Below are 17,429 nucleotides of genomic sequence, written 5' to 3'. Positions count from 1 at the left end.
CTAACCATTCATTCTCATCTTATTGTTATATTACATATTTGCCGATTAAAGCGTGTGCGCCTCTGTACTCATGCGGTTAGTTGCCTAAAAATAAGCATAAATAGCTATGCAAATAGTTATTCACTATCTATGAAATAATATCTTTAGCCCTTTATTTTCAAGGGATACATGAAAGTTTTTAACGAGACAGATATAAGTAATTCTGAAATAATGTGCGTCTGAAAATTGAACCACAAAGCAATTTTGCGCAATTATCAGGTTACTGATCTTGCCTATAAAGTTGGTTACAAATATTAACCAAACACCTATTTTGATGTTTTGTGTTGCTCACAATTAAGAGGAAATAAAATGACAGTCAATCGCGAATTATTTGATCACGTAATGGTTCCTAACTACGCACCTTCAAGCGTAATTCCTGTTCGAGGCGAAGGCTCTCGCGTATGGGATCAACAAGGTCGAGAGTTTATCGACTTTGCTGGTGGTATTGCAGTTAACTGTCTTGGCCATTGCCACCCTGCATTAGTAGGCGCATTAAAAGAGCAAGGCGAAAAAATCTGGCATCTATCTAACGTAATGACCAATGAGCCGGCACTTCGCCTAGCTAAAAAAATGGTTGATGCGACATTTGCTGAAAAAGTTTACTTTGCCAACTCTGGCGCAGAAGCAAACGAAGCCGCGCTTAAATTAGCGCGTCGTTTTGCACTTGATAAGTTTGGCGCAGAAAAATCACAAATCATCGCGTTCAACAAAGGTTTCCACGGTCGTACATTCTTTACCGTAACTGTTGGCGGCCAAGCTGCATATTCAGATGGTTTTGGCCCTAAGCCTGGCGACATTGTACATTGCGATTACAATGACCTTGCTGCTTTTGAAGCACTTATCAGCGATAAAACATGTGCCGTAATGATGGAACCTCTACAAGGTGAAGGCGGTATTGTTTCACCAACTGATGAGTTTGCTCAAGGTGTTCGCGATTTATGTACTAAACATAACGCACTGCTTATTTTTGATGAAGTTCAAACAGGTGTTGGCCGTACTGGCGATTTATACGCATACCAAGGCTTAAACGTAGTACCTGATATTTTAACTTCGGCTAAAGCACTTGGCGGCGGTTTTCCTATTGGCGCTATGATCACAACAACTGAAATTGCACAGCACCTTAAAGTAGGTACACATGGTTCTACTTATGGCGGTAACCCGCTTGCGTGTGCTGTTGCAGAAGCTGCATTTGATACAGTAAATACTCCAGAAGTACTTGCTGGCGTAAAAGCAAAAGCCGCATTATTTAATGAATTACTTAGCGCGGTTAACGAAAAATACAACGTATTTAGCGAAATCCGTGGCCAAGGTTTATTAATTGGTGCAGTAGTGAACGAGCAATACAAAGGTCGTGCAAAAGAGTTTTTAGTGGCAGGTACTGAGCAAGGCCTTATGTCATTAGTTGCCGGTGCAGACGTAGTACGTTTCACTCCATCTTTAGTAATTCCTGAAGCGGACATTCGCGAAGGTATGGCACGCTTTGAAAAAGCAGTAGCAAGCGTAGTAAACGCATAAGCTACCTAAGCCAACCAATTAAGGGCAAGCACTGCTTGCCCTGCAATTCCTATTTACCGTTATTTATAAGGGAGCAAGCGGACTCATGATGATCCTTCGCCCAATCCAGCAAAATGATTATTCAGCATTACTGAAAATTGCCCACGAATCTGGGCATGGTTTTACGTCTTTGCCTTTAAATGAAGAGCTATTACAAAAAAAGATCGACCATTCAGTAAGCTCATTTGCTAAACAAACGTCACAACCTGGTGACGAAGGCTACCTGTTTGTTCTTGAAGATAGCGAAACCGGTGATGTTGTAGGTACGTCTGCAATTGAAGCTGCGGTAGGGCTTGATGATGCATTTTATCATTATCACTTAAGTAAAGTGATTCACTCTTCGCGTACATTAGACGTATACAAAGCCGTTGATATTTTAACGCTATGTAACGACTACACAGGTGCTACAGAGCTTTGCACATTGTTTTTAAAAGATGGCTATCGTAAAAATTGTAACGGTAAGCTACTTTCAAAAGCGCGCTTTATGTTTATAAAACAGCATCAAGAGCGTTTTGCACAAACAGTGATCGCAGAAATGCGCGGTGTGTCTGACGAAAACGGCAGTAGCCCTTTTTGGCAGTGGCTTGAAGAGCACTTTTTCTCAATGGATTTTCCAACAGCCGATTACCTAACAGGTATTGGTCAAAAGGTTTTCATTGCTGAGCTAATGCCTAAATATCCAATTTACGTAAATTTGCTAAGTAAAGATGCGCAAGCCGTAATAGGTAAAGTACACGACAACACTCGCCCAGCAATCGAGTTATTAAAAAGCGAAGGCTTTACGTTTAATGGCTACGTAGATATTTTTGACGGCGGCCCAACGGTTGAAGCAAAAGTAGATAACATTGCGACTATTCGTAATGCAAATCACTTTAACGTTGAAATTGGCGAAATGACTGGCGACACCATGGTGTTACTAGCTAACGAAAAGCTTGAAGATTTTAGAGCAACCGTTGCACCAATGACATTTGACGAGCGCGCAAAAAGCCTTATTTTATCGCAAGAAATAGCAGATGCATTGCATTTGCAAGCTGGCGATATTGTTAGTGCAACCACGATTTAATTTAGGAGAAAGTATATGACTCATCCTGCACAATTTATTAATGGTCAATGGTCACAAGGCCAAGGCACAGAATTTAATTCAGTAAATCCTGCAAATAACGACGTTATTTGGCAGGCATCATCAGCAACTGCGGCGCAAGTAGACACCGCAGTAAATGCAGCGCGCGAAGCGTTTTACGCATGGGCTGATAAAAACTTTACTGAGCGTTTAGAAATAATTAAAGCATTCGCAGCGCAATTAAAAGAAAACAGCGAAGAGCTCGCTATTACTATTGCACAAGAAACAGGCAAACCACTGTGGGAAACGCGCACAGAAGCGGGTGCTATGGTTGGTAAAATTGCCATTTCTGAAAAAGCATTTTTAGAGCGCACTGGCGACGTAGAAAACGCAATGCCACTTGGCCGTGCAATGATCCGTCATAAACCACATGGTGTTGTAGCTGTATTTGGTCCGTATAACTTTCCGGGTCACTTACCTAATGGCCACATTGTGCCAGCGCTTTTAGCAGGTAACACAGTGGTATTTAAACCGTCTGAACTGACTCCTAAGGTTGCTGAGCTTACGCTTAAACTGTGGGAAAAAGCAGGCTTACCAGCTGGTGTAATTAACTTAGTTCAAGGTGAAGTAGAAACGGGTAAAGCCCTTGCTGCTCACAAAGGGATTGATGGCTTGTTCTTTACGGGTTCTTCTCGTACTGGGCATATTTTACATGAACAGTTTGCGGGTCAACCGGGTAAAATTTTAGCGCTAGAAATGGGTGGTAATAACCCACTTATTATTACTGACGTTGAAGACACTAAAGCGGTTGTTCACGACATTATTCAATCAGCGTTTATCTCAAGCGGCCAGCGTTGTACCTGTGCACGTAAATTGTTTTTACCTAAAGGTAGCAAAGGCGATGCAATTTTAGAGCGCCTTATCACTGCAACTAAAGCGATTAAAGTAGGTAACTACGATGATGCAGACCAGCCATTTATGGGCTCTATGATCTCATCAGCGGCAGCAGCGGGCATGGTTAAAGCGCAAAACGAGCTTGTTGAGCTTGGCGCTCAAGTATTAGTAGAGCTTGAGCACACAGCCAATACCGGTTTTGTAACACCAGGTATTATTGAGTGTACAAATATTAGTGATTTCCCAGATGAAGAACATTTTGGACCACTTTTAAAAGTATTCCGCTTTGATGACTTTGACCAAGCCATTGATAAAGCAAACGATACAACCTTTGGTTTATCGGCTGGTTTATTAAGTGATAGTGCAGCAGATTACGACCATTTTTTACGTCGTATTCGCGCTGGTATTGTTAACTGGAACCGCCCAATTACTGGCGCGTCAAGCGCAGCACCATTTGGTGGTATTGGCGCATCGGGCAATCACAGAGCAAGCGCGTATTACGCAGCTGATTACTGTGCATACCCAGTTGCTTCAGTAGAGCTTGAAAAAGTAGCGATGCCAGCAACACTAAGCCCAGGCTTAAAAATAGATTAAGTAGTAATACTACTTAATTATTATAAAAGCAGCTTCGGCTGCTTTTTTTGTATTGCTATCGTACAAGGCTAGTAATTATCGACTCTTTCTGCTTAAATCAGCATAATTAAATATATTTAGGTGGTTCGCATAATGGTTTTAGATAGGCAAGGGTACGATGATTTGATCATGTATCTAACTCAAAATTTAGCATTGTTTGAGAAGCCAGGCGAAATAAAACCAGGCGCTCCAACAGTAATGGAATTAATCGAAGACGTTATTGCACAAAATGTGATGCTTATTTGCGAGCAGCACACAGACCTCAACACAGAGCAGCGTAGTCAAATTGTACGTGAAGTTGATGGCATAGTTTACGATTTAGAAGAAGTCCTCAGCAGCATCACCTCACAGCCTGTCACGGTTGAACAGCATGCCTTTATAGATGAATTTGCAGGTTTAGTGAAAAACCTCTTTGATAGCGCGTTAGCACAACAATCTTAGCCATTTTATAGCCCTGCGTTGCATTTTCATTTGCAACTACGGCTAAGTTGCTTACAATCAAGAAAATATTTTTTTGAGATATAACAATGCAAGCAAATGTAAAATGGGTTGAAGGCGATACGTTTATTGGCCGTTCTAATTCTAACCACAATGTTGTGTTTGATGGCGGCAGCGATAGCGCAGCACCAAGCCCAATGGAAATGGTTTTAATGTCAGTTGGCTGTTGCTCATCAGTTGATGTGGTTAGTATTTTAAAAAAAGCTAAACAAGATTTTTCAGACGTACAAGTGCAACTCAGTGCAGAACGCGCCGAAACAGCACCGCGCGTGTTTACCAAAATCAACTTACACTTTGTTGTTAAAGGCAATAATGTGTCTGAAAAGCACCTTGCACGTGCAGTTTCACTCTCTGCTGAAAAGTATTGCTCGGTTGCATTAATGCTTGATAAAACAGTAGAAATTACGCATAGCCACGAAGTTGTGCAAGATCAAGCAAAATAACGCTTTTTCCACGAGGAAAATTCGTATAAAATCCGCGAACTTTTCATTCTGCAGGTGCAGAACCCACTAATTTATAGGTTGGTTTATTATGAACAAACCCTTCGATAAACTTAAACTTCATGGCTTTAACAATTTAACCAAAAGTTTAAGCTTTAGTATTTATGATATTTGTTACGCAAAGACCGAGCAACAACGTAAAGAATATATTGAATATATCGATGAGCAGTACAGTGCAGATAGACTAACCGATATTTTAGGTGAAGTTGTTGATATTATTGGTGCTAACATTTTAAATGTAGCGCGCCAAGATTATGAACCGCAAGGCGCAAGTGTCACTATTTTGGTTTCAGAAGAACCAGTAGAAGAGCAGCAAAATTACGATGCTGACGAAGCACCAGGCCCATTACCTGATTCAGTTGTTGCACACCTAGATAAAAGCCATATTTGTGTACACACATACCCAGAAGCTCACCCTGATGATGGTATTTGTACATTCCGTGCTGATATTGAAGTATCTACCTGTGGCATTATTTCGCCACTTAAAGCGTTAAACTTCTTAATTCATAGCCTTGAGTCAGACGTAGTAACAATAGACTACCGCGTTCGTGGTTTTACCCGCGACATAAACGGTGTTAAGCACTACATTGATCATGCTATTAGCTCGATTCAAAACTTCATGACAGAAGATACAAAAGAAGCGTACCAAATGATGGACGTAAACGTGTATCAAGAAAACCTGTTCCACACCAAAATGATGTTAAAAGAAACCGACTTAAATACCTATTTATTCGGCCTTTCTACTGATGAGTTATCGGACGAAGAAGAAGACGAAATTCGCTCTAAGCTGACTCGCGAAATGCAAGAAATATTCTATGGCCGTAACCTGCCAGATACAGAATAATAGCAACGAATTAAATTAAAAATGGCGCTCAGTGAGCGCCATTTTTTTATGCCTAAAAAAGCCCAGCTAATTAAATTAGCTGGGCTTTTGAATATATAGCGTATTAATTAATCATGCTGTAAATAAGTGCAAATACAGCAAGTGAGCCAACCGCTAATATAAATAGCGTGCTTAAACGGTTGCGGTATTTATGAAGTGCAGGCACTTTATAAACTGCGATCATTGGCATGATGAATAAAATCATCGCGATGATAGGGCCCGATAACTGATCCATCATGTCTAAAATACTTGGGTTTTTAACAGCGCAAAACCAAATAGCTAAAAACATAATTAACACACCAATTTTATCAGCCGCTTTTGCGCTTAAGTTTGTTTGTTTAGTTACTAAACCCGTAAAGCTCTCACGTGCCCCTAAAAAGTGACCCAAAAACGACGATGTAATAGCAATAAAGGCAACAAGCGGCCCAAGTGTGGCAATAAACGAGTTATCAGTAATGTTAGCAAGGTAGGATAAAACCGATACGTTAGCGGCTTTAGCCGCTGCCATTTGCTCGCCTGTAAGCGACAGCACGCAAGAGAATACGAATAACAGTACAAAGGTAATAAGTAGTAAGCTAGTGCGCTTTAAAATCGCCTCAGACTTATGTGTAGCTTGTTCACCGTAGTGACCGCGTTGCACGTTTACAAAGCTTGAGATAGCCGCTGCGTGGCTAAACGAAAACACAATAATAGGAATCGATAACCACAACGTTTTACCAAAGCTGCCCATTTCAGGCATTGTCATATCTGGCATTTGCCAGCTTGGGATTAAATAAAGTGATAAAAAGAACAATATACCCACAAGCGGGTAAACTAAAATAGCAAAGGCACGCAGCATTAAGCGCTCGCCGCCCATCATTAAGCTAATCATACCTGCAACTAATACACCCGAAAGCAACACGCGAGAAGGTGATTCCATCCCCATTTGATTAACCATAAAGCTATCAACGGTATTAGTTAAGCCCACACCGTAAATAAGCAAAATTGGGAATATAGATAAAAAGTACAATAAAGAAATTAACCGCCCCGCAGTCACACCAAAGTGCTCTTCAACTACATCGGTAAAATCGGCATCTTTATTTTTTGATGAAAGTACAAAACGCGCTAATCCACGGTGTGCACAAAAGGTCATTGGAAATGCTAAGCATGCCAAAATAATTAACGGCCAAAAACCGCCAATACCAATGTTAATAGGTAAAAATAAAATACCCGCACCAACGGCGGTACCAAAAAGGCTTAAAGTCCACTGCGTATCGTGCAGGTTCCATTTAGAAGTGGGTGTGTTTGAAGGTGTGTGTGCACCTGTTGTTGATGCATTTGAAAGCGTTGCATCTTGAGATATTGTCATGTGTGTGTTTATCCATTATTTAAATAATAATCGCGGCAAGAATATAGTTTTCAGCTAAAAATTTCATGTTTTGAGAGGATTTGTAGACTAATTAATTAGACCAAATTGAAGGGTAAGTGTCATGAATACGAAACAGCGGTGTAAAAGTGAGCAACCCCTTAAGCGGCAGCACCACATTATAATTTTAAAGTAGGTTGGTTAGAGCGCAGCGAAACCCAACACGCTATAGTGTCACGCGAGCAGCAAAGCTGAGGTAGGCGGTTTTCATAACGTAAAAATAAGGGACTGGTCATTTTTATTGGTTTTCATTTAAAAATCAGAATCTGCACCGAAAAGCTGTTAAGTAGAAGCCATTGATCTGAACTTCATAAGGGATTTTTATTAAACTCCGTTATACTTCCTGCAATTGAATATGCCAAACGAAGTAAATAGGCCACTAACTGTAATGAGCAAAGAGATTCTCTTCCATACTACTTTTGCGCACGAAACCAGTAAAACATGGGTTGTATTTGTCCATGGAGCAGGTGGTAGCTCGGCAATTTGGTTTCGTCAGCTTAAAGCCTATAAAAAAGAATATAATGTATTGCTGCTAGATCTTCGTGGTCACGGTAAATCGAATAACTTAGTACAAAACTTTGTTGATAATAATTATTCATTTAATAATGTCTCTAGAGACATTATCGATGTGTTAGATCATAACAATATCTCCAGCGCACATTTTGTTGGTATTTCATTGGGCACAATACTCATTCGAAATATTGCTGAAATTGCGCCGCAATATGTTTCTAGCATGGTGCTAGGTGGAGCGGTTACTCGTTTTAATACTCGCAGTAATACATTGGTTTATTTAGGTAATACTTTTAAATACTTCTTGCCTTATATGTGGCTGTATCGCTTATTTGCTTTTATTATGATGCCTAAAAAGCGCCATAAAGAATCTCGACTTTTGTTTGTTCGTGAAGCAAAACGCTTGTGCCAAAAAGAGTTTATAAAATGGTTTAAATTAGCCATGGACGTAAATCCTTTAATGCAATACTTCAAAGAAAAAGACATTGATATTCCCATTCTTTACATTATGGGTAAGGAAGATCATATGTTCCTTGGCCCTGTTAAAGAAATGGTTAAGCGTCATAAAAATAGCGTACTGCAAACTATTCACCATTGTGGCCATGTTTGTAATGTGGAACGTCCTGACTTATTCAATCAGCACTCGCTTGCTTTTATCGCCCAGCAAAATCGTTAGGGTTGTAGAAGGAATAGCCTGCTCCATCTTTTTGACTTTCCTCCTAAACTAAAAATAAGACCTGATCTAAAGGGATTATTCTGAGCGTGGTATGTAGTAATCGAGAAGGTAATAAAAACGCATGCTTTCTTGCTTGCACATTACTATTGAGAAGCAATGTTTACATTAGAGCTTTCTGATGTGAATATAAGATTAGTTTTTTGAGTTGACCTTTCAATGCTGGAATCGGAGAAGAATACATAAATGGAATTTAAATCACATAAAATAATTATTGATCCAAACGACCCTTTTGAGAATGACAAGCTTGGACGAAAACCTCATATCGAAAACTTTACTACACTCCTCAAAAACATTAGCTCACCGATTGTTTTATCCGTGAATGCTCCTTGGGGGCAAGGTAAAACTACATTTTTGGAGATGTTAAAAGCTAACCTACAAATAAATGATTGTTCGGCAATTTACTTTAGTGCCTGGGAAACTGATTTCGTTAATGATCCACTGCAAGCATTTCTGGGCGAGGTTAATAAAAAAATAGAGTCTCTTGTTGAGGGAGATAAAGAGAAAAGTAAAGCATGGGTTAATGCAAAGAGTGCAGGTGCACAAATTTTAAAAAAAGGTTTACCCGTGTTAGTAAAGCTTGCTACTACTGGAATAATTGACGCTGAAAAAATAATTGAAGCTGAAGCAGCCAAATTCACGGAGGGATTATCTAAAGATTTTTTGGATGATTATACAAAGAGTAAAGAGGCTATTACTTCTTTTAAAGAGAATGTATCAAAAGCTTTAAAAAATGAAGATGGAGCTACAAGTCAATTATTTATTATTATTGATGAATTGGATCGGTGCAGACCTACTTACGCAATTGAGTTACTAGAGAGAATAAAACATCTTTTAGATATTGAAGGTCTTGTATTTGTAATTGCAATGGACAAACTTCAGCTGTCTCATAGTGTTAAAGGGGTCTATGGTGCAGGGTTTGAAGCAATGGGTTATCTTAGGCGGTTTATTGATATTGAGTATATTTTACCTGAGAGTGATTTAGACGCATTTATAGAACAGCTTTATATAATATTTGAGTTTGATATTTTCTTTCAGAAAAGAACTCAATACCAAGCATTTAGATATGAAAAAGATCACTTAAAGAATACCTTTAAACTATTGGCAAAAGCTAAAAAACTGTCTTTAAGGGAAGTAGAGCAGTTATTTGCGAAAGTAAATTTAGTAGTTAAATCTACAGCGGAAAATGTGTGTCTACATCCTGACTTACTAGCATTCTTGATTGTAGCTAAAGAGTACTATTACGGAAGCTATAGTGGGTATATTAATGGAGGAGATACACCAGAAAAGCTGATTCAAGTTCTTCATTCAATAACCCCTAGTTTGAAATCAATAGATTCTAGAGCGTGCGCAGTAATTGAAAGCTCTTTAATTGGAGCAAAAAATGATAGATACCACGGTAATATTGGAGACGCACTAAAGCACCATGAGGATATGATTTCTGATGAAAGTTCTAGTACAGAAGAACAAGGCTATTCGAATGATGTAATACAATTAACAAAAAGTTTTGACGGGTTTCGTAATTCAATTAATTTAGAGAGCTTAAAGCAGAGGATAGAAATGCTAGAAAGCTTCAAATTTAATAGTTAAAATAAATTACTACTGTAGTTAAGCTATCACTTATCTTGCTGACAACTGATAGCTAACCACTCAAAACTGCTCTTATCCCTCTAAAGCCGAAACCACAAAATACGGATTTAAGTATTCATCTTTGGTGTTATAAATAAGCGGGCTGCCATCTAGCTTAGTGACTTTTGCACCGGCTATTTGTGCGATTGCATGGCCTGCGCCTGTATCCCATTCACACGTTGGACCTAAGCGCGGGTAAATATCGGCGCTGCCCTCAGCCACTAAACACAGTTTTAGTGAGCTGCCTTTAGACACCAATTCAACCTCATCAAAGCGTTTCACAAACTCGGCTAAATCGGGTGATGGATGCGAGCGGCTGCCGACTACGCGAATAAGGCCTTTGTTAGGTTTGGTAGTTACCTTAAGCTCAATTCGCTCATCGCCTTTATCTTTAAACGCGCCAATGGCTTCGGCGGCTAAGTACGATACGCCAAGGGCGGGTGCATCAACTACGGCTAAAATAGGAATGCCGTTTTTAATTAGGGCGATGTTTACGGTGAATTCACCGTTCTTTTTAATAAATTCTTTAGTGCCGTCGATTGGGTCAACTAACCAGTAGCTTTTCCACGTTTGGCGTACATCCCAGCTTATGTCGGCGTTTTCTTCACTAAGTATTGGAATATCAGGTGTGAGCTGTTGAAGCCCTGCCACAATCAGTTTATGAGCTGCTAAATCGGCGTCGGTTACGGGGCTTTCATCGGCTTTGTACTCAACGTTAAAGTCCTTTTCGTAAATTCCCATTATCGCTTGGCCTGCTTTGCGGGCAAGGATGAGGGTTTCTTCTAGCAGTTCGGTTTGATTCATGGGGTTAACCTATATTATGTGCTTTTGTTTTAGATACGTTATCAGTTGTGTAACCGATTGGTCTAGGGTGTTTTTACTTGTATCTAAAATTATTTCTGGATTGTTTGGCACTTCGTAGCTTGAATCGATACCAGTGAAGTGTTTTATCTCTCCAGCGCGGGCTTTTTTGTATAAGCCTTTTGGATCGCGGCTTTCGCATACATCCAGTGGAGTATCGATAAAGACTTCAATAAATTCGCCGTCATCTACTAGGTTACGCACCATATCGCGTTCTGCTCTAAAAGGCGATATAAACGCAGTAAGTACTAACAAGCCAGCGTCGGTCATTAGTTTTGCGGTTTCGCCTACGCGGCGTATGTTTTCAATGCGGTCTTCGTCGCTAAAGCCTAGATCTTTACATAAACCGTGGCGTACGTTGTCGCCATCGAGCAGGTAAGTGTGCGTACCTTGCTGATTAAGCGCCGCTTCTAGTGCGTTTGCTACGGTGCTTTTGCCAGAGCCTGAAAAGCCGGTAAACCATAAAATAGCGGGCTTATGTTTTTTTTGCTCACTACGCTGTGCTTTTGTAGTTGCGTAGTTATGCCAAACTATATTTTCATCCATAGTGAGAGTCTCTTATGCTGTGAGCGCAGGTATTAAAACGGAAATACCAGCGGGATCAAGGTTAATACTGTGATTGAATAAATAATAGAAAGGGGTAAGCCCATCACTATGTAATCTTTTAAGCGATAGTTACCCGCGCTATAAACCATTAGATTAGTTTGATACCCAAATGGCGATATAAAGCTAGCAGATGCGCCAAAGGCAACCGCCATAATAAACGGTAGTGGGTCGACATTAAAACCAACCGCGAGCGAGTAAGCAACAGGGAACGATAAGGCAGCAGCTGCGTTGTTAGTTATAAGCTCGGTAAATAATACGGTCATTAAAAATATGGCTATAAACGCGCCGTACGGGCCAAAATCCCCAAGTACCATAAACATGGCGTCGGATATTTGCCCGGCAAGTCCGGTGCCTATCATTAACTTGGCAAGGCCAATGGCACTACCTACTACCACTAATAACTCGATAGGAAAACGGCGTTTTACTTCGTTAAGTTTTATGGTGCCACTGAGCATTAAGCCAATCAGTAATACTAATAAGCCTTTAACCAGCGGCACTATGCCAATAATGCTTAAACCCAGTACTGCGGCAAAGCTTAGTAGCACAATGTTTGATTGTTTAGGCGCAAGGTGGGCTTGTAAGTCAAACCCTGAAATATACACAAATTCGCGCTTTAAATTAGGCAAAGTGTAAAAGTTTTTGCCTGGTGCGAGTATAAGTGAGTCGCCAGCTTGTAATTGCACTTGCCCAAGGCCGCCTTGTAAGCGGTCATGTCCACGGCGAATGGCAATAACAGCAGCATGAAACTGCTCTCTAAAGCGGGCTTCTTTTACGGTTTTGCCAATAAATTTTGAAGATTGACTTACGACTACTTCTACTAAGTGTTCTATGTCTTTTTGGTGATTCTCGTGCACTACTTTTAAACCGTCAAAACGGGTAAGTAATGGCACCGATTTTATGTCACCTACAAACAGCAGCACGTCGTCTTTTTGAATAATTTGCTGTGGAGTGACTGCGCAAATGCGGCTCTCGTCGCGAATAATTTCAGCAAGGAATAAGTCTTTTAAATCACGCAGGCCGTTTTCTTCAACGGTTTGGCCTATTAATTTTGAGCTTGCTTGTACTTTACCTTCTAGGTAAAAAGGCACGACTTCTTGGTCGCTTTTACCGTTGTCGGGTAAGTATTTAAGCATTACTAAAATAGTAATTAGGCCTACGCTTAGCGCGCCTAAACCGACTAAGGTAAAGTCAAAAAAGCCCAGCGGTTCCATGCCCGCATCTACTGCAAAGCCATTGACGATTAAGTTGGTTGATGTACCAATAAGCGTAATAGTGCCGCCCAAAATAGCAGTGTACGACAGCGGTAATAATAGCTTTGAAGGGGAGTGATTAGGATTGTCTTTTATCGCTGTAATAAGCGATGCAACAACGGCGGTATTGTTAGTAAACGACGATAAAAAGGCGGTTGATAACCCCAATTTTGTTACCGATTTTACTAAACTACCTTTAGATAGCGATTGCGCTAACTTTTGAATTAGGGTGGTTTTTTCTATTGCGGTCGACACTAACACCAATAGTACTAAAGTGATAAGCGACGGGTTAGCGTAGTTAACTAACATACTTTCAAGATCGATTAGCCCTGCTAAGTAGCTGGTGCCAATAGCGCTTACAAATAACCATGCTGGATTAATACGGGTGCCAAAAAGGCACCCGACTAAGGTAAGCATAATGCCTGTTAAAACGAGCTGTTCTACCATGCTTTTAAATTCCTAACAGGCTAAAGTTAACTTATAACTTAGAAATATCAAGCGCTTGCCAATGCGGGAAGTGCTTGCGTACTAAGCTGTTAAATTCAACTTCAAATTCGCTAAAGTTACTTTGCTTTGTTTGGCTTTGCAGTACTTGCTCAATCATACCGGCAGCAACAGTTAGGTTTGATAAGCGATCGATTAGGATAAACGAGCCTGTTTCGTGATTGCTGTGGTACTCGTCTGCCAAAATAGTTTCGGTTAGTTCAAGTGTTACAATCGCAATTTCGTTTAACTGCAGTGAGTCGCTAGTGCCGTGCTCAAGCGTGTTTACATCAATTGTGTAGTCAATCTTTTTAACAATAGCTGAGGTGTTTTTACTGCCTAGTTTTAGGTTATAGCTTTTACCTAACACTAATGGCGATTCATGCATCCACACAATTTTAGCTTGCAACTGGTTAGTTACAGCGGCCGCTGAATTTGCAGGTACGATTACATCCCCTCGGCTAATATCAATTTCGTTATTTAGGGTAACGGTAATTGCTTGGCCTGCTTCGGCGCTGTCTAGGTTGCCATCAAAGGTAACAATTTCTTTAATGCTTGATGTTTTACCCGACGGTAATACTTTTATAGCATCGCCTACGTGCATCTTGCCCGATGTAAGTGTGCCCTGAAAACCACGGAAGTTTAAGTTAGGACGCACTACATATTGCACAGGTAGGCGCGCTTCAAAGCCTGTATCTGTTTCGGCTGCTGGCGAATCTTCTAGTAATTCTAGTAGCGGCTTGTCGGTGTAATACGGTGTATGTGCAGAGCGTGTTACTACGTTGTCGCCTTTAAGCGCCGACATAGGCACAAACTTAATGTTTGATACGTTAAGTTGCTCAGCAAATTTAAGGTAATCGGCCTTAATTTTTTCATACACGGTTTCGTCAAAATCAACGATATCCATTTTATTAACGGCAACAACAAACTGCTTAATGCCCAGCGAGTCACAAATAAAGCTATGGCGCTTAGTTTGTACTTGTACGCCGTAACGCGCATCAACCAAAATAATGGCGACATCGCTTGTTGATGCACCGGTTACCATGTTGCGCGTGTATTGCTCGTGCCCAGGTGTGTCGGCAATAATAAATTTACGCTTAGCCGTTGAAAAGTAACGGTACGCTACGTCAATGGTAATGCCTTGCTCACGCTCAGCTTGTAGGCCATCAACCAATAATGCAAGGTCAAGATCTTCACCTGCATTACCTACTTTTTCGTTATCTTTATGAAGGGCAGCTAGCTGATCTTCATAAATTTGGTGGCTGTCGTGTAGTAGGCGGCCAATCAGTGTTGATTTACCGTCATCTACGCTGCCACAAGTAAGCATGCGTAATAAGCTTTTGTCTTGCTGGCGTGCTAGGTAGGCGTCTATGCCTATTTCCTTTACTTCGTTAAATGTATCGTTATTTTGGCTAGACATTAAAAATACCCCTCACGTTTTTTCTTCTCCATTGAGCCGGCTGAATCATGGTCAATAACACGACCTTCACGTTCAGATGACGTAGATAGCAGCATTTCTTCGATGATTTCGGTTAAAGTACTTGCTGTTGATTCAACTGCACCGGTAAGTGGGTAGCAGCCTAGTGTACGAAAACGAACAGATTTCATTTGCGGTACTTCACCTTCATTAAGAGGCATACGCTCATCGTCAACCATAATCAAAGTACCGTCGCGCTCAACTACTGGGCGATCTTTAGCTAGGTACAATGGCACCATTTCGATGTTTTCTTGATAAATGTATTGCCAAATATCAAGCTCAGTCCAGTTAGATAATGGGAAAACACGAATGCTCTCACCCGGATTAACTTGGCTGTTGTAGGTATTCCAAAGCTCTGGGCGTTGGTTTTTAGGATCCCAACGGTGGTGTTTGTCGCGGAACGAATAAACACGCTCCTTTGCGCGTGACTTTTCTTCGTCGCGGCGTGCGCCACCAAATGCAGCATCAAAGCCGTATTTATCTAGCGCTTGTTTTAAGCCTTGGGTTTTCATTATGTCGGTATGTTTACCCGAGCCATGCGTAAACGGGCCTACACCCATTTCAATACCTTCTGGATTTTTGTGTACCAGTAGGTCAAAGCCGTATTCTTTAGCTATACGGTCGCGAAACTCGATCATTTCACGAAACTTCCAGTTGGTGTCTACGTGTAATAACGGAAACGGTATTTTTGCAGGGTAAAATGCTTTACGCGCTAAGTGCAAAAGTACCGACGAATCTTTACCAATAGAGTAAAGCATTACTGGGTTCTCAAACTCAGCGGCGACTTCGCGCATGATTTTGATACTTTCAGCTTCAAGTTGCTGAAGGTGAGTTAAAGCCATTGTTAGTCGTCCTACTAAAATGATTAAAAGTTACAAATTTAAAATTCGGTTATGTATTTGATACATCTGTTAGCGGCTGTGCAAAGCTGCTTGTTTGCTCGTTTTTCCCAAACCACGCTAGTTGCGAGTGCAGGGCGGCTACTTCGCCAATAATGAGTAGTGCAGGCGATATAATGCTGTTGCGTTCAATTAAGTCGGCAAGTTCGCCTAATTGGCCTGTTACTACACGCTGATTTTTACGTGTACCGTTTTCGATAATGGCAACAGGGGTGTCGGCTTTGCGGCCATGTTTTAAAAGCTCGCCTTGTATGTGCGGCGATTTAATTACGCCCATGTAAATAGCCAGCGTTTGATTTGCTTTTGCCAGCGATTGCCAATCAAGTTCTTGACCGTCTTTTTTACAGTGACCAGTTACAAATTGAATGGCTTGTGCATGGTCGCGATGCGTAAGCGGAATACCCGCGTAAGCACTACAACCTGCAGCGGCTGTAATACCTGGAACAATTTGATAATTTACGTTGTTAGCAGCCAGTACTTGTACTTCTTCGCCACCACGGCCATAAATAAACGGGTCACCACCTTTAATGCGGCACACTTTTTTGCCTTGTTTAGCAAGGTCGACCAGCATTTGGTTGGTATCTTCTTGAACAACACTATGATCGCCTAAGCGTTTACCTACACAAATAAGGTCAGCATCACGGCGCACTAGTTCCATAATTTCGTCAGAGACTAAAAAGTCATAAACGACGACGTCGGCTTGTTGCATAAGTTGCAGTGCTTTAAGTGTTAAAAGCTCTGGATCGCCAGGGCCTGCACCTACTACATATACTTCGCCTTCAGGTTCTGCTTTCGCATCTAGCATTTGCTCTAGTTGCTGCTGTGCGGCTTGGGTATCGCCGGTTTGTACTTTACTCACGACAGATGAGTCGAATACGCCTTCCCAAAATTGGCGGCGGTCTGAAAAATGCTTAAAGCGTTTTTTTACTTTGTCTCTAAAGCCACCGACAAGTGTTGCAAGTGGGCCAATATGATGTGGAATAAGAGTTTCGAGCTTTTCGCGTAAGCGACGTGCAAGTACGGGCGCTGTGCCAGCACTTGATATAGCAATCGTAATTGGGTCACGGTCTACAATGGATGGGAATATAAACGTACATTTAGGTTGGTCATCAACCACGTTTACAAACACATTGCGGGCATTGGCAAATTCAAATACGTTGTTGTTTACTTCATCGCGGTCGGTTGCTGCAATAACAAGCATTTTGCCATCAAGGTGCGATTCATCAAAATAAGCATCAATAAGCGTTACTTCATTATTATGTGCATGCTCTTTTAGTTCGTCGCAAAACCAAGGTGCTACTAAAGTAACGCTTGCTCTCGCTTTTAAAAACGCGCGACATTTGCGTAAAGCGACCTCTCCACCGCCAACAACCAATACTGGTTTGTTGTCGAGTTTGGTAAAGATAGGTAAATACTGCACGTTAATAAGACCCCTAAACAAATTCAAATATAAGAAAACGCTTTATTCTGATAAGCAGAATATAGCGGCTATCAATAAGTAAAAAATAATTAAAA

General features: G+C 40.9%; 15 protein-coding genes. 8 read left to right on the top strand and 7 right to left on the bottom strand.

Annotation, left to right across the window (positions count from 1 at the left end; translation table 11 throughout):
• Nucleotides 1-348 precede the first annotated feature (348 nt).
• The 6 genes from ABX891_RS00375 (at nucleotide 349) to speD (ending at nucleotide 6,022) form a co-directional block, all read left to right on the top strand.
• Nucleotides 349-1,554: an aspartate aminotransferase family protein gene (locus tag ABX891_RS00375; RefSeq protein ID WP_354628701.1), complete on the top strand. Its 1,206-nt coding sequence runs from the start codon at nucleotides 349-351 to the stop codon at nucleotides 1,552-1,554.
• An 85-nt stretch (nucleotides 1,555-1,639) separates the two neighbouring features.
• Nucleotides 1,640-2,656, top strand: a complete 1,017-nt coding sequence (gene astA, locus ABX891_RS00370) for an arginine N-succinyltransferase (RefSeq protein WP_354628700.1) — start codon at nucleotides 1,640-1,642, stop codon at nucleotides 2,654-2,656.
• A 15-nt stretch (nucleotides 2,657-2,671) separates the two neighbouring features.
• Nucleotides 2,672-4,141, top strand: coding sequence for a succinylglutamate-semialdehyde dehydrogenase (astD, locus tag ABX891_RS00365; protein WP_149613632.1), 1,470 nt, complete (start codon nucleotides 2,672-2,674; stop codon nucleotides 4,139-4,141).
• Nucleotides 4,142-4,273: 132 nt separating this feature from the next.
• Nucleotides 4,274-4,621, top strand: coding sequence for a DUF3802 family protein (locus tag ABX891_RS00360; RefSeq protein ID WP_002958862.1), 348 nt, complete (start codon nucleotides 4,274-4,276; stop codon nucleotides 4,619-4,621).
• Nucleotides 4,622-4,707: 86 nt separating this feature from the next.
• Nucleotides 4,708-5,121, top strand: a complete 414-nt coding sequence (locus ABX891_RS00355; RefSeq protein ID WP_002958863.1) for an OsmC family protein — start codon at nucleotides 4,708-4,710, stop codon at nucleotides 5,119-5,121.
• Between the two features lie 88 nt (nucleotides 5,122-5,209).
• Nucleotides 5,210-6,022: an adenosylmethionine decarboxylase gene (speD, locus tag ABX891_RS00350; RefSeq protein WP_024597058.1), complete on the top strand. Its 813-nt coding sequence runs from the start codon at nucleotides 5,210-5,212 to the stop codon at nucleotides 6,020-6,022.
• Nucleotides 6,023-6,125: 103 nt separating this feature from the next.
• On the opposite strand, the gene ABX891_RS00345 is transcribed toward speD, so the two are convergent.
• On the bottom strand, nucleotides 6,126-7,409 hold the full coding sequence (locus ABX891_RS00345) for an aromatic amino acid transport family protein (protein WP_354628699.1): 1,284 nt from the start codon (nucleotides 7,407-7,409) through the stop codon (nucleotides 6,126-6,128).
• Nucleotides 7,410-7,854: 445 nt separating this feature from the next.
• Between ABX891_RS00345 and ABX891_RS00340 the strand changes: the two genes are divergently transcribed.
• A complete protein-coding gene (locus ABX891_RS00340) occupies nucleotides 7,855-8,652 on the top strand; it encodes an alpha/beta fold hydrolase (RefSeq protein WP_354628698.1) in 798 nt (265 codons plus the stop codon).
• A 243-nt stretch (nucleotides 8,653-8,895) separates the two neighbouring features.
• Complete coding sequence (locus tag ABX891_RS00335; protein WP_354628697.1) at nucleotides 8,896-10,299, top strand: KAP family P-loop NTPase fold protein; 1,404 nt, start codon at nucleotides 8,896-8,898, stop codon at nucleotides 10,297-10,299.
• A 72-nt stretch (nucleotides 10,300-10,371) separates the two neighbouring features.
• On the opposite strand, the gene cysQ is transcribed toward ABX891_RS00335, so the two are convergent.
• Genes cysQ through cysG form a run of 6 tightly spaced genes read right to left on the bottom strand, consistent with a single transcriptional unit; the run spans nucleotide 10,372 to nucleotide 17,334 of the window.
• Nucleotides 10,372-11,142, bottom strand: a complete 771-nt coding sequence (cysQ, locus tag ABX891_RS00330) for a 3'(2'),5'-bisphosphate nucleotidase CysQ (protein WP_354628696.1) — start codon at nucleotides 11,140-11,142, stop codon at nucleotides 10,372-10,374.
• Nucleotides 11,143-11,151: 9 nt separating this feature from the next.
• The gene (cysC, locus tag ABX891_RS00325) at nucleotides 11,152-11,745 is read right to left on the bottom strand and encodes an adenylyl-sulfate kinase (RefSeq protein WP_149605738.1); all 594 of its coding nucleotides are present in this window, start codon (nucleotides 11,743-11,745) and stop codon (nucleotides 11,152-11,154) included.
• Between the two features lie 32 nt (nucleotides 11,746-11,777).
• Nucleotides 11,778-13,502: an SLC13 family permease gene (locus tag ABX891_RS00320; protein WP_165743935.1), complete on the bottom strand. Its 1,725-nt coding sequence runs from the start codon at nucleotides 13,500-13,502 to the stop codon at nucleotides 11,778-11,780.
• A gap of 31 nt (nucleotides 13,503-13,533) precedes the next feature.
• Nucleotides 13,534-14,958, bottom strand: coding sequence for a sulfate adenylyltransferase subunit CysN (cysN, locus tag ABX891_RS00315; RefSeq protein ID WP_354628695.1), 1,425 nt, complete (start codon nucleotides 14,956-14,958; stop codon nucleotides 13,534-13,536).
• Nucleotides 14,958-15,857 carry a sulfate adenylyltransferase subunit CysD gene (cysD, locus tag ABX891_RS00310; RefSeq protein ID WP_002958873.1) on the bottom strand — a complete coding sequence of 300 codons (900 nt, stop codon included), beginning with the start codon at nucleotides 15,855-15,857 and terminating at the stop codon, nucleotides 14,958-14,960. Before cysD ends, cysN begins: the two co-directional genes overlap by 1 nt.
• Nucleotides 15,858-15,906: 49 nt before the next feature.
• Nucleotides 15,907-17,334 carry a siroheme synthase CysG gene (gene cysG / locus ABX891_RS00305; protein ID WP_354628694.1) on the bottom strand — a complete coding sequence of 476 codons (1,428 nt, stop codon included), beginning with the start codon at nucleotides 17,332-17,334 and terminating at the stop codon, nucleotides 15,907-15,909.
• Nucleotides 17,335-17,429: the final 95 nt, after the last annotated feature.

Origin of the sequence: Pseudoalteromonas sp. NCIMB 1079, from assembly GCF_040567695.1 — a bacterium.
In the GTDB taxonomy this organism is placed as follows: Bacteria; Pseudomonadota; Gammaproteobacteria; order Enterobacterales; family Alteromonadaceae; genus Pseudoalteromonas; species Pseudoalteromonas distincta.
Note: the sequence above shows the minus strand (reverse complement) of the source record. Positions and strands in the feature narration are given on the sequence as shown.

Excerpts from the sequence above, each read along its gene's own strand:
- ABX891_RS00375 (WP_354628701.1), top strand. The coding sequence starts at position 349 with ATGACAGTCAATCGCGAATTATTTGATCACGTAATGGTTCCTAACTAC.
- astA (WP_354628700.1), top strand. The coding sequence starts at position 1,640 with ATGATGATCCTTCGCCCAATCCAGCAAAATGATTATTCAGCATTACTG.
- astD (WP_149613632.1), top strand. The coding sequence starts at position 2,672 with ATGACTCATCCTGCACAATTTATTAATGGTCAATGGTCACAAGGCCAA.
- ABX891_RS00360 (WP_002958862.1), top strand. The coding sequence starts at position 4,274 with ATGGTTTTAGATAGGCAAGGGTACGATGATTTGATCATGTATCTAACT.
- ABX891_RS00355 (WP_002958863.1), top strand. The coding sequence starts at position 4,708 with ATGCAAGCAAATGTAAAATGGGTTGAAGGCGATACGTTTATTGGCCGT.
- speD (WP_024597058.1), top strand. The coding sequence starts at position 5,210 with ATGAACAAACCCTTCGATAAACTTAAACTTCATGGCTTTAACAATTTA.
- ABX891_RS00345 (WP_354628699.1), bottom strand. The coding sequence starts at position 7,409 with ATGACAATATCTCAAGATGCAACGCTTTCAAATGCATCAACAACAGGT.
- ABX891_RS00340 (WP_354628698.1), top strand. The coding sequence starts at position 7,855 with ATGAGCAAAGAGATTCTCTTCCATACTACTTTTGCGCACGAAACCAGT.
- ABX891_RS00335 (WP_354628697.1), top strand. The coding sequence starts at position 8,896 with ATGGAATTTAAATCACATAAAATAATTATTGATCCAAACGACCCTTTT.
- cysQ (WP_354628696.1), bottom strand. The coding sequence starts at position 11,142 with ATGAATCAAACCGAACTGCTAGAAGAAACCCTCATCCTTGCCCGCAAA.
- cysC (WP_149605738.1), bottom strand. The coding sequence starts at position 11,745 with ATGGATGAAAATATAGTTTGGCATAACTACGCAACTACAAAAGCACAG.
- ABX891_RS00320 (WP_165743935.1), bottom strand. The coding sequence starts at position 13,502 with ATGGTAGAACAGCTCGTTTTAACAGGCATTATGCTTACCTTAGTCGGG.
- cysN (WP_354628695.1), bottom strand. The coding sequence starts at position 14,958 with ATGTCTAGCCAAAATAACGATACATTTAACGAAGTAAAGGAAATAGGC.
- cysD (WP_002958873.1), bottom strand. The coding sequence starts at position 15,857 with ATGGCTTTAACTCACCTTCAGCAACTTGAAGCTGAAAGTATCAAAATC.